General features: G+C 46.0%; 25 protein-coding genes and 3 pseudogenes. 14 read left to right on the top strand and 14 right to left on the bottom strand.

Features of this window, described 5'->3' with window-relative positions:
* Positions 1 to 14: 14 nt before the first annotated feature.
* Positions 15 to 272 (bottom strand): 50S ribosomal protein L27, encoded by a 258-nt coding sequence (gene rpmA / locus L4D12_RS10710; RefSeq protein ID WP_428447828.1) that lies wholly within the window; start codon positions 270 to 272, stop codon positions 15 to 17.
* A gap of 18 nt (positions 273 to 290) precedes the next feature.
* On the bottom strand, positions 291 to 602 hold the full coding sequence (rplU, locus tag L4D12_RS10705; RefSeq protein WP_039456406.1) for a 50S ribosomal protein L21: 312 nt from the start codon (positions 600 to 602) through the stop codon (positions 291 to 293).
* A 410-nt stretch (positions 603 to 1,012) separates the two neighbouring features.
* Between rplU and ispB the strand changes: the two genes are divergently transcribed.
* Together ispB and L4D12_RS10695 are read left to right on the top strand one after the other, a co-directional pair.
* Positions 1,013 to 1,984, top strand: a complete 972-nt coding sequence (gene ispB / locus L4D12_RS10700) for an octaprenyl diphosphate synthase (RefSeq protein WP_428447827.1) — start codon at positions 1,013 to 1,015, stop codon at positions 1,982 to 1,984.
* 181 nt (positions 1,985 to 2,165) lie between these two features.
* On the top strand, positions 2,166 to 2,357 hold the full coding sequence (locus tag L4D12_RS10695; RefSeq protein ID WP_428447826.1) for a hypothetical protein: 192 nt from the start codon (positions 2,166 to 2,168) through the stop codon (positions 2,355 to 2,357).
* Between the two features lie 87 nt (positions 2,358 to 2,444).
* Here the strand turns inward: L4D12_RS10695 and mdh are convergent, their stop codons facing one another.
* Positions 2,445 to 3,383, bottom strand: coding sequence for a malate dehydrogenase (mdh, locus tag L4D12_RS10690; protein ID WP_428447825.1), 939 nt, complete (start codon positions 3,381 to 3,383; stop codon positions 2,445 to 2,447).
* A gap of 371 nt (positions 3,384 to 3,754) precedes the next feature.
* Between mdh and argR the strand changes: the two genes are divergently transcribed.
* The 5 genes and pseudogenes from argR to L4D12_RS10665 all read left to right on the top strand — a co-directional run bounded on the left by argR (position 3,755) and on the right by L4D12_RS10665 (position 7,716).
* On the top strand, positions 3,755 to 4,225 hold the full coding sequence (argR, locus tag L4D12_RS10685; protein WP_428447824.1) for a transcriptional regulator ArgR: 471 nt from the start codon (positions 3,755 to 3,757) through the stop codon (positions 4,223 to 4,225).
* 322 nt (positions 4,226 to 4,547) lie between these two features.
* Positions 4,548 to 5,516 carry a TAXI family TRAP transporter solute-binding subunit gene (locus L4D12_RS10680; protein ID WP_428447823.1) on the top strand — a complete coding sequence of 323 codons (969 nt, stop codon included), beginning with the start codon at positions 4,548 to 4,550 and terminating at the stop codon, positions 5,514 to 5,516.
* Positions 5,517 to 5,648: 132 nt separating this feature from the next.
* Positions 5,649 to 6,095, top strand: coding sequence for a hypothetical protein (locus L4D12_RS10675; RefSeq protein WP_428447822.1), 447 nt, complete (start codon positions 5,649 to 5,651; stop codon positions 6,093 to 6,095).
* A pseudogene (locus L4D12_RS10670) lies at positions 6,062 to 7,168 on the top strand (DUF3394 domain-containing protein); the annotation flags it as partial. The gene L4D12_RS10675 and the pseudogene L4D12_RS10670, both read left to right, overlap by 34 nt.
* A gap of 119 nt (positions 7,169 to 7,287) precedes the next feature.
* On the top strand, positions 7,288 to 7,716 hold the full coding sequence (locus tag L4D12_RS10665; protein ID WP_428447821.1) for a universal stress protein: 429 nt from the start codon (positions 7,288 to 7,290) through the stop codon (positions 7,714 to 7,716).
* Positions 7,717 to 7,800: 84 nt separating this feature from the next.
* Here L4D12_RS10665 and L4D12_RS10660 read toward each other — a convergent pair whose 3' ends face one another.
* Both L4D12_RS10660 and mpl read right to left on the bottom strand, forming a co-directional pair.
* Entirely contained in the window at positions 7,801 to 8,430 is a 630-nt protein-coding gene (locus L4D12_RS10660) for a flavin prenyltransferase UbiX (RefSeq protein ID WP_428447820.1), read from the bottom strand.
* Positions 8,420 to 9,784, bottom strand: coding sequence for a UDP-N-acetylmuramate:L-alanyl-gamma-D-glutamyl-meso-diaminopimelate ligase (mpl, locus tag L4D12_RS10655; protein ID WP_428447819.1), 1,365 nt, complete (start codon positions 9,782 to 9,784; stop codon positions 8,420 to 8,422). The genes L4D12_RS10660 and mpl overlap by 11 nt, the downstream gene beginning before the upstream one ends.
* A gap of 209 nt (positions 9,785 to 9,993) precedes the next feature.
* Here mpl and fbp point away from each other — a divergent pair, with 209 nt between their 5' ends.
* The 3 genes from fbp to L4D12_RS10640 all read left to right on the top strand — a co-directional run bounded on the left by fbp (position 9,994) and on the right by L4D12_RS10640 (position 12,170).
* Positions 9,994 to 11,004: a class 1 fructose-bisphosphatase gene (gene fbp / locus L4D12_RS10650; protein ID WP_428447818.1), complete on the top strand. Its 1,011-nt coding sequence runs from the start codon at positions 9,994 to 9,996 to the stop codon at positions 11,002 to 11,004.
* Positions 11,005 to 11,188: 184 nt separating this feature from the next.
* A complete protein-coding gene (gene ppa, locus L4D12_RS10645; RefSeq protein WP_428447817.1) occupies positions 11,189 to 11,719 on the top strand; it encodes an inorganic diphosphatase in 531 nt (176 codons plus the stop codon).
* A gap of 73 nt (positions 11,720 to 11,792) precedes the next feature.
* Positions 11,793 to 12,170: a rhodanese-like domain-containing protein gene (locus tag L4D12_RS10640; protein WP_428447816.1), complete on the top strand. Its 378-nt coding sequence runs from the start codon at positions 11,793 to 11,795 to the stop codon at positions 12,168 to 12,170.
* Between the two features lie 59 nt (positions 12,171 to 12,229).
* Here L4D12_RS10640 and L4D12_RS10635 read toward each other — a convergent pair whose 3' ends face one another.
* Genes L4D12_RS10635 through tamA form a run of 3 tightly spaced genes read right to left on the bottom strand, consistent with a single transcriptional unit; the run spans position 12,230 to position 18,093 of the window.
* Positions 12,230 to 12,589, bottom strand: coding sequence for a gamma-glutamylcyclotransferase family protein (locus tag L4D12_RS10635; RefSeq protein ID WP_428447815.1), 360 nt, complete (start codon positions 12,587 to 12,589; stop codon positions 12,230 to 12,232).
* 42 nt (positions 12,590 to 12,631) lie between these two features.
* A complete protein-coding gene (gene tamB / locus L4D12_RS10630; protein WP_428447814.1) occupies positions 12,632 to 16,375 on the bottom strand; it encodes an autotransporter assembly complex protein TamB in 3,744 nt (1,247 codons plus the stop codon).
* Positions 16,372 to 18,093, bottom strand: a complete 1,722-nt coding sequence (tamA, locus tag L4D12_RS10625) for an autotransporter assembly complex protein TamA (RefSeq protein WP_428447813.1) — start codon at positions 18,091 to 18,093, stop codon at positions 16,372 to 16,374. The genes tamB and tamA overlap by 4 nt, the downstream gene beginning before the upstream one ends.
* A 185-nt stretch (positions 18,094 to 18,278) precedes the next feature.
* Between tamA and msrA the strand changes: the two genes are divergently transcribed.
* Both msrA and L4D12_RS10615 read left to right on the top strand, forming a co-directional pair.
* Positions 18,279 to 18,902 carry a peptide-methionine (S)-S-oxide reductase MsrA gene (gene msrA / locus L4D12_RS10620; RefSeq protein ID WP_428447812.1) on the top strand — a complete coding sequence of 208 codons (624 nt, stop codon included), beginning with the start codon at positions 18,279 to 18,281 and terminating at the stop codon, positions 18,900 to 18,902.
* Positions 18,903 to 19,094: 192 nt separating this feature from the next.
* The gene (locus tag L4D12_RS10615) at positions 19,095 to 19,952 is read left to right on the top strand and encodes a TIGR03899 family protein (protein WP_428447811.1); all 858 of its coding nucleotides are present in this window, start codon (positions 19,095 to 19,097) and stop codon (positions 19,950 to 19,952) included.
* Positions 19,953 to 20,160: 208 nt separating this feature from the next.
* On the opposite strand, the pseudogene L4D12_RS10610 reads toward L4D12_RS10615, so the two are convergent.
* Positions 20,161 to 20,394: pseudogene (locus L4D12_RS10610) on the bottom strand (DDE-type integrase/transposase/recombinase); the annotation flags it as partial.
* A 114-nt stretch (positions 20,395 to 20,508) separates the two neighbouring features.
* Here L4D12_RS10610 and L4D12_RS10605 point away from each other — a divergent pair.
* Positions 20,509 to 21,642 (top strand): ISAs1 family transposase, encoded by a 1,134-nt coding sequence (locus L4D12_RS10605; protein WP_428447810.1) that lies wholly within the window; start codon positions 20,509 to 20,511, stop codon positions 21,640 to 21,642.
* A 785-nt stretch (positions 21,643 to 22,427) separates the two neighbouring features.
* Positions 22,428 to 22,610 (top strand): hypothetical protein, encoded by a 183-nt coding sequence (locus L4D12_RS10600; protein ID WP_428447915.1) that lies wholly within the window; start codon positions 22,428 to 22,430, stop codon positions 22,608 to 22,610.
* Here the strand turns inward: L4D12_RS10600 and L4D12_RS10595 are convergent.
* The 5 genes and pseudogenes from L4D12_RS10595 to L4D12_RS10575 form a co-directional block, all read right to left on the bottom strand.
* A pseudogene (locus tag L4D12_RS10595) lies at positions 22,554 to 22,916 on the bottom strand (IS66 family transposase). The gene L4D12_RS10600 and the pseudogene L4D12_RS10595 overlap by 57 nt on opposite strands.
* The gene (locus tag L4D12_RS10590) at positions 22,837 to 23,289 is read right to left on the bottom strand and encodes an IS66 family transposase (protein ID WP_428447809.1); all 453 of its coding nucleotides are present in this window, start codon (positions 23,287 to 23,289) and stop codon (positions 22,837 to 22,839) included. The pseudogene L4D12_RS10595 and the gene L4D12_RS10590 overlap by 80 nt, the downstream one beginning before the upstream one ends.
* Positions 23,180 to 23,776: an IS66 family transposase zinc-finger binding domain-containing protein gene (locus L4D12_RS10585; RefSeq protein ID WP_428447808.1), complete on the bottom strand. Its 597-nt coding sequence runs from the start codon at positions 23,774 to 23,776 to the stop codon at positions 23,180 to 23,182. Before L4D12_RS10585 ends, L4D12_RS10590 begins: the two co-directional genes overlap by 110 nt.
* 50 nt (positions 23,777 to 23,826) lie before the next feature.
* Positions 23,827 to 24,183 (bottom strand): IS66 family insertion sequence element accessory protein TnpB, encoded by a 357-nt coding sequence (gene tnpB / locus L4D12_RS10580; RefSeq protein ID WP_428447807.1) that lies wholly within the window; start codon positions 24,181 to 24,183, stop codon positions 23,827 to 23,829.
* Positions 24,184 to 24,243: 60 nt separating this feature from the next.
* A partial coding sequence (locus L4D12_RS10575) for a hypothetical protein (RefSeq protein ID WP_428447806.1) occupies positions 24,244 to 24,523 on the bottom strand: 280 nt, incomplete at its 5' end.

The raw sequence follows: 24,523 nt of genomic DNA, 5'->3' as shown, positions 1-24,523 counted from the left end.
TGTCGAATCTGAAATTATTCAGCTTCGATAGAAATGAATTTACGGTTCTTAGGACCTTTAACTTCGAACTTCACTTTACCATCAGATAGAGCGAATAGAGTGTGGTCTTTACCGCAACCTACGTTAGTACCAGCGTGGAACTTAGTACCACGTTGACGAACGATGATGTTACCTGCAAGTACAGATTCACCACCGAAACGCTTAACACCTAGGCGTTTAGCTTCTGAATCACGGCCGTTACGAGTCGAACCGCCAGCTTTTTTATGTGCCATCTTTTAATTCTCCTGTTATTAAGCGCTGATGCCAGTAATTTTGACTTCAGTGAACCACTGACGGTGGCCCGCTTGCTTACGAGAGTGCTTACGACGACGGAACTTAACGATTTTAACTTTATCGCCACGACCGTGAGTAACTACTTCAGCAGTTACTTTACCGCCAGCTACAAAAGGTGCGCCTACAGTAACTTCTTCGCCGTTAGCAACTAGAAGAACTGAGTCGAATTCAATGCTAGCGCCAGTTTCAGCGTCTAGTTTTTCTAAGCGTAGGGTCTGGCCTTCGCTTACACGGTGTTGTTTACCACCACTTTGGAAAACAGCGTACATGTCTTACTCCGCTTGTCCGCATAGGCCATTTGCCACGTATATTTTGGGCAATGGGTATGCGCTTAATCTTGTCATCAATAGGGCGCGAATGTTACGTGAAAATGGCGCTACTGGCAAGCGCTTGTGCAAAGAAAATTGGTGAAAAGGTGCTCAAGAATAAAAGTCACTGATTTAAACACAATCGAGATTATGAAGATTGGGCTTTTTTAGTGTAATATTCGATAAATAATTATCGCGGCTGATTAACAAATCCTGATGATGCAAGCCATTTTGACGAGCGTGGAAGCGGTATTGTAATCGCACACCAGCACGAACTCTCTCGTTCACAATGTCGATGGCAATGAGGTTGATAATCAGCCAGCAAGCTTAACAATTCGCCGGCTACGGCACACTACTTTGCTGGATGTACCATGGATTTCAACGCTATCCAAGCGCTCACTGCCGATGATATGGCAGCCGTTGACGCGAAGATACTGGCTCAACTGAACTCAGATGTAGCCCTCATCAATCAACTCGGTTTCTACATTGTCAGCGGTGGGGGAAAACGCCTCCGTCCGATGCTTGCAATCCTTGCCGCCAGAGCGCTTAACTACCAGGGTGAAAAACACACCACGGCGGCCGCATTTATCGAATTTACTCATACCGCCACACTGCTACACGACGACGTGGTTGATGAATCAGATATGCGCCGAGGCAAAGCAACCGCCAATGCCATGTTTGGCAATGCAGCTAGCGTGTTAGTCGGTGACTATATCTACACCCGTTCTTTTCAGATGATGACCAGCCTACGATCTTTACGGATCCTCGATATCATGAGTGAAGCCGTTAACGTGATCGCCGAGGGTGAAGTTCAGCAGCTCATGAACTGTAATGATCCAGATACTACCGAAGATAATTACATGCAGGTGATCTATTCCAAGACCGCACGCTTGTTCGAAGCCGCCACGCAGATCGCAGCGATCCTGGTCGATGCCCCACAGGATATTGAAACTGCATTGCAAGACTACGGCCGCTATCTAGGCACGGCATTCCAGCTGATTGACGATGTCATGGACTATAACGCTGATGGTAAGGAAATGGGCAAGAACGTCGGGGATGATCTGGCCGAGGGCAAGCCTACGCTACCGTTACTACATGCAATGACGCACGGCAATGCTGAACAAGCGGCGATGATCCGTGAAGCGATCGAGCAAGGCAACGGCCTTGATAAGCTACAGCCTATTCTCGCTTGTATGCATGACGTTGGCTCACTTGAATACACGCAACAGCGTGCCGAGGAAGAAGCCGAAAAAGCCATTGCTAGTCTGGCTACCATCCCTGATAGTGACTACAAAGCCGCTCTCGTAGCGCTTGCGCATCTGGCTGTTCACCGCAAAAAATAAACCATTAACGACAATGATAAAGTCTGCTAGCGCCTGCTGGCAGGCTATTGCTCTTCCTACCCGCCCACTCCAGATTTCCTATTACTCGGCCTGTCAGGCCAACTATACACAGCGCTGAACTATAGTTTAATAATCGAGAATAAAACCAACGAGGATCACCAGGATCCTTGGAGGAGCTATTATGCAAGCCAAAGATCTAAAACTAGGTATGTGGGTTGAATATCAACAGGGGATCGCCGAAATTATCGATATTGATCAAGATCACAACACGGTGATAATTGAAAAAATGGATGATCATCGCCGCATCAATATCCATTGCGCAGATCTTATAGATCAACCGCAACTGCATACTGGCTGTGACAGCTATTACTGATTCCAGCGACTCATATATAGTGCCATACATAGTAAAAAGCGGCCTAACTGAGACCGCTTTTTTACATGATACTAGCGAAATCTTCCGTTATTTAACGGCAAACTCTTCGCCCTTAACAATATCGTCATGCAGTGTATCTAGCATGCTTTCCAACGCTTCCTGCTCAAATGCACTCAGCGTACCGTAGTCCATCACTTCTTCAACGCCTTCTGTGCCTAGTAGTACGGGTTGAGCGAAGAAGCGGGCATGTTTACCGTCACCTTCAACATAAGCACACTCAACTAGGCCTTTCTCACCTTGTAAAGCGCGTACTAAAGACAGACCGAAACGACAAGCGGCTTGGCCCATCGACAGCGTTGCTGAACCGCCACCCGCTTTTGCCTCTACCACTTCCGTCCCCGCATTCTGAATACGTGGCGTCAACGCCTTAATTTCTTCTTCGGTAAATTCCACGCCTTCAACTTGCGACAGCAACGGCAGGATCGTTACACCAGAGTGACCACCAATCACAGGTACCCGTACCTGACCTGGATCAAGATCTTTAAGTTCCGCAACAAATGTCTCTGAACGGATCACATCCAGCGTGGTTACACCAAATAATTTACGCTTATCATAAACACCCGCTTTCTTCAGTACATCTGCAGCAATCGCGACAGTGGTATTAACCGGGTTAGTGATAATTCCCACACATGCTTTTGGACAAACAACAGCAATTTTCTCAGCCAGTGACTTCACAATGCCCGCGTTCACATTGAACAAATCTGCACGATCCATACCCGGCTTACGCGCAACCCCCGCAGAAATCAGTACAACATCTGCACCTTGAAGAGCTGGAGTCGGATCTTCTCCGCAATAACCTTTAATTGATACAGGGGTTGGGATATGACTCAAATCAGCAGCCACACCCGGCGTTACAGGGGCTATGTCATAAAGCGCCAGATCAGATCCAGCAGGTAGGCGGTTTTTCAGCAGCAATGCTAAAGCCTGACCGATACCACCGGCCGCACCAATTACAGCAACTTTCATGTTCATTCTCCTTTCATATAGAAGTATATAATTTTCAGACCAAATCATATGAAATCACAATTAATAAAAATCAATGATTTGATATTACGGGTCATTCAAATGTTATAGAGCAAGCCAATAGTAAATACAATCAGATGCAACACGGTTTGCGATATTGCGCATGGCAATGAAAAAAATGTGCCACATCCCAGTAACATTTCACCTTTTTATAGACTCTATTCATTACGTTAAAAGTGCATAATATCTGTTATTTATTCACTTTGTGGCGCTATAATGGTGATAGACACACCAGTTTACTTGAACTCTGTTTGCTTGCAGCCCAAAGGTTTGCCAGAATACAGCTCCTTCGTCCCTGTACATGAAATTTACTTATGCGAAATTCTGATAAACAAGAGCGCTTAGTTAAAGCGTTCAAAGCGATTCTAAAAGAAGAAAAATTCAGCTCTCAAGGCGAAATCGTTGATGCCTTGAAGGCGCAGGGGTTCGATAATATCAACCAGTCAAAAGTCTCACGCATGCTGACCAAGTTCGGCGCCGTCCGTACCCGTAATGCCAAAATGGAAATGGTTTATTGCCTGCCCATTGAGCTTGGTGTTCCAACCACCAGCAGTCCATTAAAAGAACTGGTTATGGAAATTGGCTATAATGGTGCACTGGTGGTGATCCATACTGGTCCAGGTGCAGCACAAGTAATTGCTCGCCTGCTGGATTCTCTGGGTAAAGCAGAAGGTATCCTCGGCGTGGTTGCTGGCGATGATACTATCTTCATTACTCCCACCAATGCGATTTCAACGGAAGATCTCTACGAATCCGTCTGTGAGCTGTTTGATTGCAGTAAATAATCGTTCAACAACGTCGTTACCGGTACCAGACAGGACTGTTTGTTTTGCATTCCGTCTGGTATCAATGCGAAGTCGCTCACCAGTACTAAAGTTTTCCACATTCCTCTCCATTACCACCAGATTGATTAATATCTATTTATTCTCTCATTTCGCTTTAACAAGCTTTGCTTATCACGTTTCAGCTCAAATAAATTAACAAATCTTTAATATTGTTACCCATTTTTGGTATCCTCGAAATACTACACCATGGAGGGTCATTGGCATTTCCCATGACCAGCTAAAACTTTTCTTTAGGGATAACAACACTCAAAAATGGATCGATATGGCATTAAAACAATTAATCAAAGTCAGTGCTCTTACCGCTGCTGTCATGACAACAGGGATGGCCAACGCCCAAAATTTCATCACGATAGGAACGGGTTCCGTCACCGGTGTTTACTACCCAACCGGGGGCGCAATTTGTAAACTAGTGAATAAAGACCGCAAAACTCACAATGTCCGTTGTTCCGTTGAGCCCACTGGCGGATCCATCTATAACGTCAATACTATGCGCGCTGGCGAACTCGACTTTGGTATTGCACAATCCGACTGGCAATACCACGGCTATAACGGCACCAGTAAATTTGAACAACAAGGTCCCTATAAGAAACTTCGAGCGGTGTTCTCTCTCCATGCCGAACCGTTCAATATTATCGTCCGTGCTGATTCAGGTATTAACAAAGTTCAGGATCTAAAAGGCAAGCGGGTTAATATCGGTAATCCGGGATCTGGCGATCGCGCCACCATGGGGGTTGTCATGGATGCGATAGGCTGGACCAATGCTGACTTCAAACTCACCTCAGAACTCAAAGGCTCTGAACGATCACAGGCCCTGTGTGACAATAAAATTGATGCCTTTGTCTATGTTGTTGGTCACCCTAACGGCTCAATCAAAGAAGCGACTACCTCTTGTGATGCAAAGTTAATCTCTGCGACAGGGCCTGCGATCGATAAAATCATTGCCGGCAACCCTTACTATACCAAGAGCAAAATACCCGCAGATATGTATAAAGGCACAAGTGATGATGTCAACAGCTTCGGGGTTGCCGCGACCCTCGTCTCTTCGACAGATGTTTCCGACGATATCGTTTATGCACTTGTTAAATCCGTCTTTGAAAATTTCAGTACTTTCAAACGCCTTCACCCTGCCTTTGCCAACTTAAACCCGGAGGATATGGTGAAAGAAGGGTTATCGATTCCCCTTCACCCTGGAGCGGTTAAGTACTACAAAGAAGTGGGTTATTTAGAATAATCTCCATATTCCAATCAGCAACATGCAGCATGCAGCATGCAGCATGTGCCACCATCACGGCACGTGCTGATTTCATATACCTAGATTTTTCACTTCATGATGACTCCCTAGCCCATCGAAAAAGGATGATGTATGACGAAGACAACCTTATCGTCAACAGATGCGCAGGATATGGTGACACAGGCAGATGCAGGAGCAAGGAACCCTACGGGACGGGCTGGACGTATTCTCTGGTTTGTACCACTCTGCTGGTCACTGTTCCAACTCTGGTACGCCTCACCACTGCCCTTCATAGTTAACTTTGGTATTCTTAATGATACTGAAGCACGATCGATCCATTTGGCATTTGCGGTCTTTCTGGCATTTACCGCCTATCCGGCACTTAAAGACTCTGCCCGCAATCGTATTCCCACCACTGACTGGCTGCTGGCCTTCATTGGTAGCGGTTCCTCAGCTTACCTCTACCTGTTCTACACCGAATTGGCAGAGCGTGCTGGCGCCCCAACTCAAATAGATATTATCGTCGCAGCTGTTGGAAGGAAAAAACCTTATCCGATGCCAGCAAAGAGGGGGTTGTAGATCTGCTCGAAAGCTTGATGTCTGGCGCCCGCAATATGATCGGGATCGGCGTCGCGACCGCTGCCGCAGGTATCGTGGTCGGGGTCGTCACCCTAACCGGAATAGGCCTAGTCATGACCGAGTACGTCGAATTCATTTCTGGCGGTAATATCCTCTTGATGCTGCTTTTCACTGCGCTGATCAGCCTGATCCTGGAGATGGGACTGCCAACCACCGCCAACTACATTGTGGTGTCTACCTTGATGGCACCAGTGATCGTAACCTTGGGCGCTCAACATGGTCTGATCATTCCACTTATCGCCGTGCATCTGTTTGTATTCTATTTCGGGATACTGGCTGATGATACGCCCCCTGTTGGTCTCGCGGCCTTTGCAGCAGCAGCGATAGCGAAAAGCGATCCCATCCGGACGGGGATTCAGGGCTTCACCTATGATATCCGGACTGCGATCCTGCCTTTCATGTTCATCTTTAACACCCAGCTACTTTTGATGAATATTGATTCCTGGTGGCACCTCATGCTCACGGTCATGTCAGCAATCATCGCCATGCTGACCTTCTCGGCTGCCACGCAGGGATGGTGGTTTACCCAAACGCGATGGTGGGAGGTGATCGCGCTGCTACTGATCACCTTTACCCTGTTTCGTCCGGGCTTCTGGTGGGATAAGGTTTACCCACCCAAGCATGATATGCCAGGCATGATGATCACGGATGTCGCAGGTCAGCTCGATATCGGCCAACCACTGGCGCTTTTAGTCAACGGGGAAACGCTAGAAGGCAAGCTAGTATCGAAATCTGTTCTGCTGCCTTTTGCCGAAGAGGCAATTTCCCCGGATGAGCGAATCGCATCAACGGGCTTAATACTCCGTCAGGATGGTAAACAGATATTAGTCGACATGGTTGAATTTGATAGCCCTGCTGAACAGGCTGGCATTGATTTTGATTGGGAGATCACCACGGTCAGCCTCCCCGCAAACCGCCCAATAAAAGAGTGGGTATTCGTACCCACTCTTATACTGCTAGGTGCGTTTGGCTGGAACCAGCGCCGACGAGCAAGACAGCTCGGCCACCTCTAGTCTGGCCACCCTCTAGCTTTGCTTAATATCGCAGGCTTTTTTTTCACGAAAAGGCCTGCCCAGCGAAATGGTATACACTCTATCTAGAGTTACCTTCCTTTTTGAGCAAAGAGGGCGCTATGTATAAGCAAATCTTAGTTCCAGTCGATCTCAATGATCCGGGGTTCGCCGACAAAGCCATCGAAGCTGCAATTTGGCATGCCAAAAATACCGATGCAACTATTCACCTACTCAATGTCCTGCCAGGTATTCATATGGCAATGGTGTCTAGTTACTTTCCTAAAGATGCGGCCCGCAAAATGCTGCAAGACTCCCAACATCGGTTAAAGGTATTTGCTGAACAACATATTCCGCCAGAAATAGTTCACCATCACTCGGTTACCGAAGGTAAAACCTGGACCACGATCCTTGATTATGCTAAAGGTATCGGGGCCGATCTGATTATCATCCCGAGTCATCAACGATCAACATTCGACAAGGTTATGCTTGGGTCTGTTGCGGCGAAGATCGTGGAGAACTCACCAATCAATGTGCTGGTGATCAAATAACACACTCTCCCTGACAACTAGCTCTGACGAATAAGACGATTTGACAGCGATAAAAAAGCCCACCATTGATGGCGGGCCTATCACTCACTGGCGGTGATCATACCCCCAGCGTGGCACTAATCCCTGCTTAATCCCAAGATGATCCAAGATCCTTGCGACCATGAAATCGACAAGATCGTCAATACTTTCAGGTTGATGGTAGAACCCCGGTGCAGCAGGCATGATCGTGGTCCCCATCTGAGACAACTTCAGCATGTTCTCTAAATGTAGCGTCGAAAACGGGGTTTCGCGCACCACCAGCAATAACTGCCCCCGCTCTTTCAACACCACATCTGCCGCACGCTCTAACAAGTTATCCGATAAACCATGGGCAACGGAAGCCAACGTCCCCGCTGAACATGGACAGATCACCATCTGTTTAGGTGCGGCGGAGCCAGAAGCTACGGGAGAAAACCAATCATCCTTACCACAAACCACCAGCCGCTCAGTCTCACATCCAAGATGCTTAACTAAAACCTGCTTGGCCGCTTCTGGACCAGATGGAAGCTTAAGGCCATGCTCTGTTGCCAACACCACGCGTGCAGCTGATGAAATCAGAAGGTAGACCTGATAATCTGCCGCTAACAGACACTCCAGCAAACGCAGACCATACGGCGCACCTGACGCTCCTGTCCATGCCAGCGTAATCCGCCTATCATGCTGATTAGTGCCCACTAGCATCCTCCAATGCGGTAAGTAACTTACCATGGATCCCACCAAAGCCACCGTTGCTCATCACTAGGATATTGTCCCCCGGACGAGCCGACGCCACAATTTTGGCAACTAATGCATCTAAGTCAGCCTCTGTGTAAGCTGGTTGATGACATAACTGAGCGATCTCGTCCACAGACCAAGGAATATTATCAGGCTGATAAATGAAGACTTCATCGGCCGCAGCCAGCGCCGGAGCGAGATCATGCTTATGCACACCAAGCTTCATGGTATTAGAACGGGGCTCAAGAACAGCCAAGATCCGTTGCTCTCCCACTTTCGCCCTTAAGCCACCCAGTGTCAGCTCGACCGCTGTCGGGTGATGGGCGAAGTCATCATAAACCCTGATACCATTATGCTCACCTTTAAGCTCAAGTCGACGCTTGGTATTAATGAATGAGCCAAGCGCCTCACAGCCAAGATCTGGTGTAACACCGACATGGCGGGCTGCAGCAATCGCCATCAGTGCATTATTAACATTATGATCGCCGATCAATGCCCAGTCGACGGTGCCGAGTTTTGTTCCATCAAGATAAACATCAAAGCAGCTTCCCGCTTCATCGTGTTTTTTTGCCTGCCAGTGGCCATCATCACCGATAAATTCCAACTCACTCCAACAACCCATATCTAATGTCTGATCAATCGCCTGAACACCTTTTGGCGCAAAAATACGCCCATTACCAGGAACAGTGCGCACTAAGTGGTGGAATTGGCGCTGGATCGCCTTTAAGTCATCAAAAATATCAGCGTGATCAAATTCGAGATTATTCATGATCAACGTACGAGGGTGGTAATGGACAAACTTAGAACGTTTATCAAAAAAAGCACTGTCGTACTCATCCGCCTCAACGACGAAGAACATACTTTCACCTAACCGCGCGGAAACACCGAAGTTTCCAAGTACTCCCCCGACCAAAAAACCAGGTTGATAACCACAGTCTTCCAAGATCCAGGCGAGCATACTTGCCGTTGTTGTTTTACCATGGGTACCTGCAACAGCCAGTACCCAGCGATCGTGAAGTAATATTTCCTGCAGCCATTGCGGACCAGAGGTATAGCGAAGATTATGATTTAGTACGTATTCCACGCAAGGATTGCCACGGCTCATCGCATTCCCCACCACAACCAGATCAGGGGCAGGATTGAGCTGAGAAGGGTCGTAACCCTGAATTATTTCAATACCTTGAGATTCTAATAAGGTACTCATTGGTGGATAGACGTTGGCATCGCAACCCGTCACTTTATGGCCAAGCTGGCGTGCAAGAATTGCCGCTCCGCCCATAAATGTGCCGCAAATTCCTAAAATATGGATATGCATAACTGTCGGCTCACTCGGTGGTTTTTGATAACTTCACGCTTCTGCATTACTTCGTTACCATAAAAAAGATCTTTATATACAATTCTTTATACACCAATAGACCACACACACTAACTCGGCGTCTAGCCAATATGGGTACCTTAATTGTCCGTTAGAGACATTGTACCTGACTTAACGACCCCAATGACAACATGATGCAAGGATTGTATATGTCCAAGATCCGAACCCTTGGTGAATTCATTGTCGAGAAACAAAATGACTTCCCCCATGCCAGTGGCGAACTCTCTTCACTACTCGGCTCAATTAAACTTGCCGCGAAAATCGTCAACCGTGAAATCAATAAAGCCGGTCTTGTTGATATAACGGGCGCTGTCGGTGGTGAAAACATCCAAGGTGAAGAGCAGCAAAAGCTCGATGTATACGCCAACGATAAATTCAAAGCCGCCCTCGAAGCCCGGGACCAAGTCTGCGGCGTAGCCAGTGAAGAAGAAGACGAAGCCGTCACTTTCAACAAAGAGCTAAACCGCAATGCGAAATACGTCGTACTGATGGATCCACTTGACGGATCATCAAATATTGATGTCAACGTGTCTGTCGGTACAATTTTTTCAATTTATCGCCGAGTATCCCCCGTGGGTACCCCGCCAACAGAAGAGGACTTTCTCCAACCGGGCCATCAGCAAGTTGCTGCCGGATATGTGATATACGGCTCATCCACCATGTTGGTCTATACCACAGGCAACGGTGTGCATGGCTTTACCTATGATCCCTCTCTAGGGGTCTTCTGCTTATCGCATGAAAACATGAAAATCCCAGAAAACGGCCAAATCTACTCCATCAATGAAGGCAACTACATCCGCTTCCCTATGGGGGTGAAGAAATATATCAAGTACTGTCAGGAAAATAATCCTGACGATCACCGCCCCTATACCTCGCGCTATATCGGCTCTCTGGTTGCGGACTTCCACCGCAATCTATTAAAAGGTGGGATCTATCTATATCCGAGTACGGCAACATACCCCAACGGTAAACTGCGCTTACTATATGAATGCAATCCAATGGCTTTCCTGATTGAACAGGCTGGAGGCGAAGCATCTGACGGTAACCAGCGTATCATGGATATCAAACCAATCGAGCTCCACCAGCGAGTACCTTTCTTTGTTGGCTCAACCAATATGGTCCATAAAGTCATCGCGTTTCTCAAAGAGTTTCCAGAATAAAACCATTTCATCCCCGCAGGCTGTATTGCAGCCTGCTTTCCATCCTGAAGTTCTTTCCTATATCAATCGCAGTACTTGGCTTATAGCAACTTACCGACCGTTGGTGTTAGACAAATAATTAACGATATTGCTATTATAATTGCAACGCAATTAACAATTAATCAACCAAGAAAAGGAAGAAGCAATGAGCCTTAATCAGGTACCAGCAGGAAAGGAACTTCCCAACGATATTTATGTTGTCATTGAAATCCCAGCTAATGCGGATCCAATCAAATATGAAGTGGACAAAGACTCTGGAGCCATATTCGTCGATCGTTTTATGTCGACGCCTATGTTCTACCCATGCAACTACGGCTATGTAAACCATACTTTATCTTTAGACGGCGATCCTGTCGATGTACTGGTTCCTACGCCCCATCCTCTGATTCCAGGAGCAGTGATCCGCTGCCGCCCCGTAGGTGTACTCAAAATGAGCGATGAGTCAGGAGAGGATGCAAAAGTTGTAGCGGTACCACATAGCAAACTGACCAAGGAATATGATCATATTCAAGATATTCACGATCTTCCAGAGTTGCTTAAAGCACAAATTACGCATTTCTTTGAGCGTTACAAAGAGCTTGAGCCTGGGAAATGGGTTAAAGTTGAAGGCTGGGCTGATGCTGCAGCCGCGAGAAATGAAATTCTTGAGTCATTCGAGCGTGCTCAGAAAAAGTAATCTGACTCCGCTCTGAGAGTTATCCATGTTCCTGAGACTTGCAGCTTGGGAATATGATTAAGAGGTAATAGCAATGCAAAAGCTATTGGCAGCCGCCATCATTTGTTGTACTACATATTCAGGGCTTGCCACTGCGGAGGTTGTGACGCCAAAACAGTTCTGGCATCAGCATCAACAAACCCAGCAGGGGAAAGCGCTGATCGTCGATGTCCGTACGAATCAGGAATTTATTGACGGGCATTTACCAAATGCGATCAATATTCCTCATGACGATATTGAACAGTTAGAGAAGATCGCCCCCGATAAAACCCAACCTATATTCATCTACTGCCGCTCCGGCCATCGCGCAAGTATCGCAGAACAAGCCCTTAAAAAGCAGGGCTATGAAAATATATTTAATGGTGAGAGCTATCAGGCACTGCTTAATGCGATACCGATAAGTTATAGATAATCCGCCTCTTTCCAAACCAACGCAAAGATCCCAGCTCGAGGAAATGCGACAACCAAGGTTCAACTAGCACGGTGCTTGGTCTGACACCAATCACCGTTACTGATCGGTGCAATATTGGCGAGGCAGCCATTATAGGTATATACCCAACTCTCCCCCAACGGTGTCATAACGGGTACCCGATCATAAAGATCTGGGTACCTTTCTAATGCATCAAGTACTTGCAGTGTCTCAGCAGTGATCTCATACACCTCTCCCACCAAAGCAGGAGCACCAGAACTGATAATAGCAGCCGGATAGTCACCTAAATCAAACAACCGAAAACCAGATTGCAGGGTGCAGGCTCCTAAGCATATTGCCCCATCTAAGAGGGAGGCATTTACCTCCCCCTTTCTCAGCGTACCGTATACAAATACCTTCACGCCGTTGTCTCTCCTCCGATTATCAATGCCGTCCGATTTGATTTAGTTAAATTCAAACTGATATAACAGATCAACCGCGCTATCTAACCCTGACACTACCTCAACATACAAGCCTTTCATCAAACGATAACGCACTGTAAATTCACCAATAGAATCAAAGATCCCTACGCCATACTTTACTTGCAGCCCTGGTGCGATATAACCACTGATGGTTACCTGAGATTCAGATCCCGAACCTGCCGTGTCTAATGCTAAATCCTTGACCCCGAAAGCCTCTCCGACACTGCCAACCAACTGTCCGCTCTGAGCTAAGCCCATACTGATCAGCGCTGTTGTCATCGCATCACCGCTGTCGCCTGATTCGCTGTCCAGATCTTTTCCACGCAAAATATATGACAGTGCATTTTGTTGCGGCATTGCTGGATCAGAAAAAATCGCGACTTTTGGCGCATCCGCCGGCCCAGTCACACGGATCCCAGCAATTACATCATTTTCAATATTGTTAGGATCTCGGATCGCTTCAATCGATAGATAAGGTTGGTCAGCGGGACCATTAAATAAAATCTGTCCTTTACGGATCACTAATTCCTGGCCAAATGAACGATAAGTACCATCACGTAGATTGATCTCGCCGTAAACCAACGGCCCTTTATCACTCTGACGAATATTCAAATCACCCACTAACCCGGATTTCAAACCAAACGCGGACAATTGAACATCATCACCAATCCGAACCAAGATATTAGTCTTGATTGCAAAGGGGGATTTTTTCTTTTCCTTGATCGGTTGCAAATTGGCATTCAATAGAATCTCATCTTTGGATACCGCGACAGCTGATTTAGGCAACTGATCCACCGTGATTCTCCCCCACGGTATAGCAATGCTGCCTGTTACTTCGGCCCGTTTAGGGGTCGCCTTGATGGTCAGATCTGGCGACACTTTTACCGCAAGCATTGGTGGCACCGTTACCTCCAGCTCCCGGCCGTTAACCTTAAGCTGAGTTCGCCACTCGCTAAGATCATGCCAGTCCCCGTCACCTTTCAGGTTTAGCTTACCATCCGGGGTGATCACCTCACCATTCAGTACCGCCTGATAACCATTGAAGGTCGCGGTAATGTCAGCTTTCTCAACATCAAGAGGCACAGTACGCCCTACCGCTTTTACATTACTGACTTTCAGCAAGCCATTGACTGCAGGGTGCATCACTGGCCCAGAAACCATCAGGTTAGCATCCACTTGTCCATCAAAGGTGTGGTAATCGATCAGTAGAGGTTTAAGGAAGCCAAGCATAAAACGATCTAGCTTGAGGTTGGCTTCAAGCTGCTTATCCCCAGTCAGCTGACTCACCGTAGCTCGCCCACTCAAGTCACCATTATTTTTTACCGCAACCAACCAATCAGCATTCAGTACATCCTGCTTCATCTCAGCATTGACGGTAATACTGTCCCAGCCTACTGTCAGCGGTTCAAAATCCGGCTCTTCTTGCTGTATCACCGATCCTGCAGGAAAACGCACAGCGGCCTTAAAATAAGGTGCAGATTGGGGCGCCCAGGTCGCTTCAGCATTCGCGCCAACAGAGCCGGATAGCTTAATATTACTGGGAAGGTATTTAGCAATTAAGCCAAAATCAAAACCATTCACTGCGACTTTCGCGTGTCCACTCGTTCCTGCCTCTAAATTATCGGTTAAGCACAAGGAGGCCTGCTTCTGTTGCCAGCAGTGAGCCGCAACGCTGACCATTTGCGTTTTAAAGCGATACCCTAATGCCGTTGGATGGTTCAGTCGCCATGGGCCGATATCGGTCTCAACAACACCTTGCTCCAACATACCTTGCCATCCATGCTTACGATCAAGAGAGCCAGAAAGACGAAGGTCAGTTCCCACTGGCTCGGCATTAAGATTAAGCATTAGTTGATGGTGCTGCTCTGTGCCATTCAGTTGCATTGACAAAGTATCAAGCTTAAAACTGTCATAATGACCGTTAGAAGCGATTAAGCGAATATCTGCTCGCAGATCCGGCATGGGTTTTATAAACCCAGTTAGCTTCAACTGTGACAATGAGGCTAAACCTTGCCAGCCTAATGCCTGACCAACCAAGTCCACAACCAGATCAGGCTCTGCCATTTTGCCACTCATGGTGATCTTACCTTTCACGTTACCTCGTAAATCCGGCAATGATTTCGACAGATCTGGCGCATTAATCTTTGCGGTCATATCCCAGTTATTGGTCAACTGGCCCTGTGCAGTCAAACTATTCGGCCCATGAGCAATAGATAACCCTTCAGTCTTAAGTGCCAGATTACCTTTTCCGGTTACATCACTCGCATCCAACTGACCATTTAAATCAAGCTGTTGCCCCATCACCGTACCATCAACGGCTAAGTCGGGTAATTTGACATACCACCCTCCCTTTCGGGTCAAACCACCAGAGGTGATTAAATGACCACTGAGATCTCCGGGTACCCCCTGCCATTCGAGGCCTGGTTGAATATGACTAAATGCTAGCTTTCCTTTCCAATTCACCAAGTCTTTCCAGCTAGCACTGGCACTTCCAGTGACGGTTCCCCCCAGTGAGTCGAGGGCTAACAGGGTAAGATTAATATCGCTTAAACTGCCTTTACCCTGTAGATTCGCACCAACGACAGGCATGGGTTTACCATCAATCTGACTCTTAAGCGTAAATGAATATGACTTAAGACTTCCCTTAGCCGCTAACTGAGAATTTGACGCCTCAAAATCAGGTTTCGTTTTGATAGGCCACTGAAGGTGATTACTTTTTAGGTTAAGATCAAAAGGCAAGTCCGGGACCAGCGGTTCGAGTCGCCCAGTCAAAAGCGCGTCGAGTGTACCTTTCAACTGAGCATTAATACTTAACTCAGCAACACTCCCCCCAGCATGCAGGCTAAGGTGGTGCCCACTCAGTGGAGCCATCGCAATATCGAGCCCAGCATCTAACGATAATGGATAATCACCTGTCAGTGTCACGTTAGCTTTTGCATTTAACTTAGCTTGGGGTATATCCAGCAACAACTGGTCAATAGCGATATCACTTTTTTGCCCACGAGCGACTAACTCCAACAAGTTAATCTGCTGTGGCGTATCCCCATTAAGCTTGAATGCCTTGACAGTAAAGCGTTGCACATCAATATCCAAAGGTAGTACAACGTTGGGTAAGGCTATCGCTTTGGCTGGTTCTGGATCGGCTGTTTTGACGGAAGATGTAGTCTCAGGTTCAGACTTTGCCAATGTTAGCTCAACCCCCTCCCAATCCGTCGGTTTCAGCGTGAGGTGGCTTCCTTCCATACTGGCGGCGGTTGAAAAGGACTGCCATGTCACCTTGTTACCAAGGATATCTAAAGAGATATCATTGAGTACAAGACGGTTAAGAGTTACAGGTAATGGCAGTGCAATTTCTGTGATGGGCTCAGAACTTTCGTCCTCACTATCACTCGATGCAGGAAGGGTCGGCATCGAGAAATCAACGCCCTGCACAGTCAAATTTGAAATACATACTGCAGAGTTAAGCAAACAACTGTCATCAATATCGAGTGTTAATGAATTTGCAGCAAGTCTGAGTGCTTCGTCCTGATAATTCACCTGTTCAAGAGTGAATCCTTTCAGCAAACTACCATGGCTCCCACCAACAGATAGTGCAGGCAAGGCTTTCTCTGCTCCCCATATAGCAATTTTCACACCAGCAGGGGTATACAGCAAAGCAGCGATAGCAATAACCAACACCAATAATAGCGCCAATATTGCAATGGTGACGCGTTTTACCCAAATCATATCTCAGGCCCTAAAATAAAGTGGATCTGGAACTTATCTTTTTCTTTATCTAGACCCCAAGCAAAATCAAGCCGAATAGGACCTACTGGTGACGCCCAGCGAACACCCACCCCGGTCCCCGCCAGCCAGTCGGGACTGTCATTCCAAGCGGAACCATAGTCATAGAAAATCGCGCCCCACCAATCACCGTAAACACGATACTGATACTCTAGGCTTGAGGTAGCCATATACTTCCCTCCCATAAGGAGGCCTTTGTCATTTCTTGGCGCGATAGACTGGTAGCTATAGCCTCGCAAGCTATTATCGCCACCAATAAAGAATCGCATTGATGGCGGTACATCTTCAAGGCGATCTGCAAAAACGGCACCACCATCTAAACGCAAGATGCCACGATGATTATCACCAATACTTCGAATCCAAGCGGTACGACCACGTAGGCGAGCCAGCTTCGAATCAGAACCCAACGCGGGGTCAGAAAATTCCACCGATATCAGCTGGCTATCTCCCCATGTAGGCATAGCACCACCGCGCAATCGGATCCTATCGTAACTAATTCCAGGCACGACCATATGTAAGACGCCACTTTCATCCTTGCCTTGAGTGTAATTCTCATAAAGTAATCGAAGCGAGGCTACGCGCTTCCAGCTTGACTCCAATCGCCAATGCCGCTCAAGACCAAGGCTATATTCAGTGCTGACTGTGTCATGATTATCTACATAACGGATCCCACCTATCACCTGATAGTAATTATTCAGGACATCTTCCAGCGGTATTTTGTAACTCGCCTCAATTTTAGGCTGGATTTTAGAAATTTCAGTATTAACATTCAAACTGTGGCCAGCACTATTTAGCCATGGTTTACGCCAATTTAACTTCAGACGCATACCAACATCTGTAGAATAACCGATACCGGTTTCAACTTGGTTTTTTACTTGTGGGGAAAGCGCTACATTAATAGGGATACTACCGTCAGCGAGATGGGAGGAATCTCCTCCCACGAAAATAGATGAAAACCATCCAACATTAGATAAACGTTGATTAAACTCACCTAAAGAAGAGACTAAGTAGGGGTCACCTTCTTCATAGGGGATAAGAGACTCAAGCCTGTCGAGTTCAATTTGACTCCCTTCGAAAGAGGTTTTACCGAAGTTATAACGCTGGCCTGAAGCATACTCAAGAATGATAAAGGCTTCATTTCGACTCGGTACCACTTCTAACTTACTGACTTTAAGCTCAGCATCAAAATACCCTTTACGCAAAGCTAAGCTACTGAATGAGGATTTCAGACTTTCATATTTGCCCTGATTAAGTGTTTTTCCGATCCCAAGACCACTTTCCCTAACCAGAGCAATAAAGTCAGGATCATCCTTAGCCATCCCTGTGATAACAATATCACTACGAGTTATCACTGTTTTGGGACCAGCTTTAACGTCGACAATTAGTTGACGATCTTTGCCATCAATAGACTCAGTAAAAGAAATTGTTGGGTTATAACGACCTAAGGCCTTAAGTGCATCGCGGATTTCTTTCTCCAACTGCATCTGAAAACGCAACGAGGTACTGTAGTCCTGTTTAGGAATAGCAGAAACATAAGCTTCAACATTTCTGTCTAAACTTCCTTTTAATCCCTTAATTTTCAATGTTGTCTTAGCTGAAACTGGTAAGGTCACAACTAATACAAGAGCAGCAAGGCAATATCTCAGTATAACTTTATTCATTTGTTTATTACTTCATCAGTAAGCGCATCATTACTATTTATCATTTAACTCGGTTAATTCTGACAAAGCACAGCCTCAACTGCCAACCTTTTACCGACAAATTAATGGATTAAATATGTTCATTGATTGTCACTCATCTTTCTTCTACGTTAAAAGAACATGCAAACATAATCGGGAAATCATATATGCCATCCGCCAAACACCAGATACCGTCTGCCGATCAGGCCCTGCAAGGAAGTACCCCCCTTATCATCCCCAATAGCACACATGCGGTGAATGGGACTAAACTTAATCATGATATTCCGGCCGGAATGGAAATACTAACCATTGGCATGGGGTGCTTCTGGGGTGCAGAACGATTATTTTGGCAACAACATGGCGTATTTAGCACAGCAGTAGGTTACAGTGGTGGACTAACACCTAATCCGACCTATAAAGACGTTTGCACGGGCCAGACTGGCCATACCGAGGTAGTCAGAGTGATTTTTGATCCTACCATCATATCACTGAATTCATTATTAGTGCTCTTTTGGGAAAATCACGATCCTACACAAGGCATGCGCCAAGGTAATGATATAGGAACTCAATATCGTTCAGCTATCTATACACACACACCTAAACAACATCATGCGGCGCTAGAAAGTCAAACACGCTATCAGCAGGCCTTAGGGCAACGTCGTATAACTACAGATATTGAACCAGCCAGCAAATTTTACTTTGCAGAAGATCACCATCAGCAATACTTAGCTAAGAACCCTAATGGATATTGCGGATTAAGCGGGTCTGGTATATGTATGCCAACAAAGTAGCCCCTACAATCCACAACTCTAAACATAATAAATTTAATTTTTTTAAACTGGCTCACTCATTTTAACAGTGAGATCAAAGATAATAATGTATCAAAAAATGATAGTGAATAACCATGCTTTAGCACTGATTTGATTACATAAGCTAAAAGTGGTTGGCACAACAACATCATCCACGTCTAAGGAAGACTAGCCATGAACGAAGATGATATTGACACGATTGTTAAGGTTATCGAACCCAAAAAAGAAGAACAACGTCGACAGAAAAAAACTGTCAAACAAGCAATTGAACATATCGCAAAAGATATCGTTGTGGGACATTTGATTACACCACATGACAAGGTATCACTATCAGACCGATGTAACTTACGAATAAATAAAGAACAGATTAACCAACAAGAAAATCTCGAGAGAATATTCAAACTTGCCTATGATAGCTGCAATGCAGAAAAAGCGGTAGAGATCGATCCAGACTGGCTAGCACACTTCATGTTGATAGCCAAACACATCCGAAATCCATCAATGCAACGCCTATGGAGCCGAATTTTAAAACAAGAATGTACATATCCCGGGTCAATATCGCTAAAGACATTGGATACACTTAAAAGTATGACCAATAAAGAAGCACAAGTATTCCATAAAGCATCCACGTTAACTTGTTATTTTGGCATAGATAAAAGTAAAAAATTACTTACCGCCATCAAAATTAAACATAACTACCTACCAACACTACTTCCACCAACATTAAAGAAGATTAACCTCGGTAATTTTCATTTACCTTACTCTGACCTGCTGATATTAATTGAGCTAGGTCTTATTCTTAGAAGTGAATTAGAATCAGGAGAATTTGCTTGTTCAACCCTCCTGTCCTTCCATTATCAAAATCACAGCTACCGACTTTCAGCCCAGCAAAAGGGGATTAGCTTTACCTATTATCGTTTATCACCAACAGGCCAAGAAATCGCAGAACTGCTGGGCAGCAAAGCTCATGAACCATTCCGAGAAAGTATTTTAGAATTGATAAACTCACACTTTATTGTAGAACATCAATAAGACTATTAACGACGGCTCCATTAAAATCGTCATAGATTTCATTCGTAAAATAAGTCCAAGCCTTTCGAATCAGGCTAAGGATAAATGGCTGAACAGACGCTGCTCTTATAGAAAAAATGTCCCCCCGACGTATCAGACGCCACCCACCGTCAAAGTAAAGAAACTAACCAACTGAACAACCGCCTCGTCTTAACCCTGATTTCAGATAATGGAACATGATCCCTTTAGGATTACCACGAGACTCAAAGGCCATCGATAGTGCTTTCCCTGTCAATCGACTATCAGGCGATAACGACATCGCCCAACCAATCACTGTTCTAGCGAAAAGATCCATTACTACCGCCAAATACATCCTGTGATTACCCGTCCATACATACGTCACCCTCCAAACTTCATTCGGCACAGTAACAGCAAACTAATGGCCTAAGTGATTTGGCACCTCAGCCACAAGAGCCGTTAGCCAGGGTCAGATCGCGAACGTTTTCCGACCAATCACAGCAGATTTGACCCGCTGATCGAGTTGTGATCTTATACTCCCTTTTTCAGGAGTATAACCATGAGCATCGACGCATTTTCTAAGTATTTCGGCGACCTGAAAGATCCGCGCCAGTCAGCCAAAATCAGTTACCCATTATTCGATGTTCTATTCTTGGCAGTATGCGCCATCATCGCTGGTGCCGAGGGTAGGGAAGACATCGAAGACTTCGGTGAAGTTCACCTCGATTGGTTCCAGCAAAAAGGTCTATTTAAAGGCGGCATGCCGGTTCACGACACCATCGCCCGTATTGTTTCACGCCTCGACCCAGCAGAGTTTCAGGCGTGCTTTACAAACTGGATGCAAGTGATATCTGAGCGCTCTGAAGGCGAACTTATCGCTATCGACGGTAAAGTCCTGCGTGGCTCCTACGACCGCGAAAGCCGCCAGTCGACTATTCATATGGTCAGTGCATTTGCCACAGCTAATGGCATGGTTATCGGCCAGTTGAAAACCGATGCTAAGTCGAATGAAATTACAGCCATACCGGAGCTTATTAAATTACTGGATATCAAAGGCTGTCTGGTATCAATTGATGCAATCGCCTGCCAGACAAACATTGCTTCAGCCATCATTGATAACGGCGGTGACTACCTGCTAGCGGTTAAAGGCAATCAAGAAACACTAGCGAAAGCCGTGCGTCAGGCGCTGTCAGAGAAGACTACCGTTGCAAGTGTCGCCACCGATGTGGCAATAGAACAGGAGCATGGGCGCATTGAAGCCAGAGAATACCATGTGCTCCCAGCAAAAGATCTGGCACAGCAATTTCCTGATTGGAAAGGTCTAACGAGCATTGGTGTTGCTATTGGTTATCGCATTGATAAATCAGGCAAAGAATCGCTGGAGTACCGTTATTACATCAGCTCAGCAGAGCTGAGCAATGAGCGTTTTGCTGCGGCAGTTCGTGGTCATTGGGGCATAGAAAATAGCTTGCACTGGGTTCTTGATGCAACCATGAATGAGGACGATTGCCAGATTTATCGGGGTGATGCCGCCGAAATTATGGCTTGCATGCGTCATATGGCTCTGAACATGCTGCGTGCTGAAAGCTCAAAGAAAGCCAGTATCCGACGCAAACAAAAGATTGCAGCCATGAGCAGTCCCTATCTGGAGAAAGTTTTACTGGCTGGCTTCAATGCAGTGGGTAAAAAGTGAGCATTCATGCTCTCACCCTGAGCAGTTAGCTCAGTGACGGTTTAGCTAGGATAGAAATTCGTAGCCTTAAGGAAGGCATCACAGTTAACAGCAGGACAGTGACAACAATTGTCCATCTATATTGATAATATGCAGTCAATCAAATAATGGTGGACGGATCCATATCCAAATCTATATGACATCTGTATTTGATGTCGATTATAAGCTGTCCAATATTTACCGCTTGCTCAAAGAACTAGGGTTCTCGTAGATCACCAACCACCCAAAGCATTCAAAATAAAATCAAGCACAAGCACGATGCTTTTAAAATACCGCTCACTGACAACGAGCCTTAATATTCCAACTCACATATCACTGTCTCAAGTGGATATTTAGTTTCAAGATGAAGCTCAATTTGGACAACAAAATACGACAACCGGCATATGGGTATATGGGCAAAAAAGGAACACGTCCACAAGTTGTTCGACAACAACAACTTGAGTACGCCTATTTATTTGGTGCTGATTACATCAACACCACCTTTCTAATCGATCTTTCCAAGGATATGACGATATCCTCGAGTTTATACGGATGCTTGGAATGACTATATCTCTAAGCCAACAAAAGTGATGATAATGTGTTTCAGAAAAAAGCAGAGATTGACGTAACGCTTAATGTAATTGGCAAAGGAGCTAATGGTCGCGGGTATTTCTACCCACCTAGCTACTGAGAAGACTTGAACGTATAAGGAAAAAGATCGCCAACATCACTATCTTCATCTCGCAGAGGTAATTACGCAGATAAGCATGAGGCTCTACGTTGTTCGCTCTGCTGGTCAATATCAAACTGAACAAGACCGCACTGGCATTTGTCCCGCTTTGGGTATAACTGAACATCCAAGCTTTACGACCCGTGGCGACCGGGTGGATCTCTCATTCAACCCGATTGTTGTCTATCGGATAACCACCATCTTCAACGTACCTTTCTAGATAAGGCCATTGCTTTAGCGCATAGCTGACGGCTTTTCCCATCGGGCTTTGTGGTAGAAGTTTGGCCGCCGCTTTCACTAACCAAGTATGGAATCCGGTGAGTATTGGGATGCTCTATCTTTGTCGCAGCGCATACCGTTCTGATGCCGATAAAGATTTTGCTTTTTTCTCTATCGCGTACAACTTTTGGATATAGCTGAGTGCTTGCTGGACTTGCCCTGTTTTTTTAGGGCTTAGGTCGAATGCATCTTTGAACTTGCGCCGTGAGTGGGCCCAACAACCAAGATGCGTGATCTTTTCCAGCATTCGCCAGGCTGATATTCGAATAAGACGACAGTGTTAGTGCTTTGCTCGGGGCTAGTGTACGCCCATAAATAGGACTTACTTTGCGCTTTTTATCAGGTTCTTTAAGAACTTGCAACGTTGTCTCATCACCGTGGATAACGGATTCTTTGAGGAGGGCTTCGTGCATGGGCCGGTAAACGAGTGAAAGTAGCTCAGCTGTTTTTATCATCCAACGAGCAAGGGTGGCTCGTTGGATATCAACCCCGACCTGTGAGAGTTCTTTTTCAATACGATACAGAGGGAGGCCGTCGGCATGACGATGTGCCAGCTGTTGCGATGCTGCCCGGTAGCGGTTGTTTACGCATGGCGGCGGTAATAATTTTGCTGTCTTCACCTTGGTTTTCACAGTAGCGGCACGCATATTTTTTACGCTCACGACGTAACACTTTAACCTGTTTGGGAATGATCTCAAGCTGCTCTGATGTTTCTATACCGATATTATGTAATGCTCTCTGACAACAGCCACAGATCTTTTCTTCTTCAGACAAGTCATACTCAATGACTTCACGCGGTAGATCTGGGTTGATAGGTTTACGCCCTCGTTTACGTGTATAGGTGATAGTTCCCGTTTCAGGTTCATCATTACTTGGAGGGGTATCGGCGAGTAACTCGGCTTCATTGAACAAGCCTCCTTGGGCTGGGAACTTCTCACTTTGTGGCAGGTAGCGCTTAGCTTGCGCAAGTCGAAACTGCTCCCACATATCAGCGATACGAGATTCATATTGCTGAGTCATTTGCTGCGTCGTATTTTGAACCAAGCCATCGATATAGGTTTGGATTTCTGAGGTGATGCCCGCAGGATTTTTTAATTCCGCTTGCATACTATAAGCATATTAAAAACATCAGGTTATGCGCGATTTTCGCTTACTTTTCATGATATTTTCAAGCCCTTTATAGGTTCATGAGCAACCGCATTTGTCCAGTTTAGGTCATCGAGTAACCACTGTAATTGCCTCGCTGTTACCTCTAACGCTTGAGTGTCTTGCGGGTGACGAGGCCATTTGAACCTCCCTTTTTCTAGTCGTCGATAATGAAGCCCAAAGCCATTGGTATCCCATTGCCGGATTTTCAGCTTATCTCGACCTCGGTTACAAAATACAAACCAATGAGGCCCAACAGGATCAAGCTCCAACACATCTTCGACCAACAAGGCTAACGTGTTGATAGACTGTCGCATGTCTGTCACCCCAGTAGCGAGGTAAACACGTCCGCCAGGTGAGGAAATCATGCTAGATATTGCAATAGATGAGGCAAAATATTCGGTCGCGGTAGGAATAGCGGTTACCCGCTACCCCCCGCACAGATCCGTACGTGCGCTACTAACGCATACGGCTCCTACCTTGGGTCGAACGTCAAAACGCTTCTCTGGGTAAGGATGTGTAATTTGAACTTTTGGGATCCAATAATCAACCAAGCGTCGAAACTTTTGCCATGTCATTGCGTGTCTTTGGCTTCGTCTCCGAAGTTGTTTTAGCCACGCATTCGTGACTTCTTTAACGAACGTATTAAGTGATTTTGAGTTCATTGGTACACCGTAGTAGTTTAAGTGACCTTGGATGCTTGGATGA

The sequence above is a fragment of the Photobacterium nomapromontoriensis genome (assembly GCF_050336815.1).
In the GTDB taxonomy this organism is placed as follows: Bacteria; Pseudomonadota; Gammaproteobacteria; order Enterobacterales; family Vibrionaceae; genus Photobacterium; species Photobacterium nomapromontoriensis.
The sequence above is the reverse complement of the archived record's forward strand: the minus strand, read 5'-3'. Positions and strand labels throughout refer to the sequence as shown.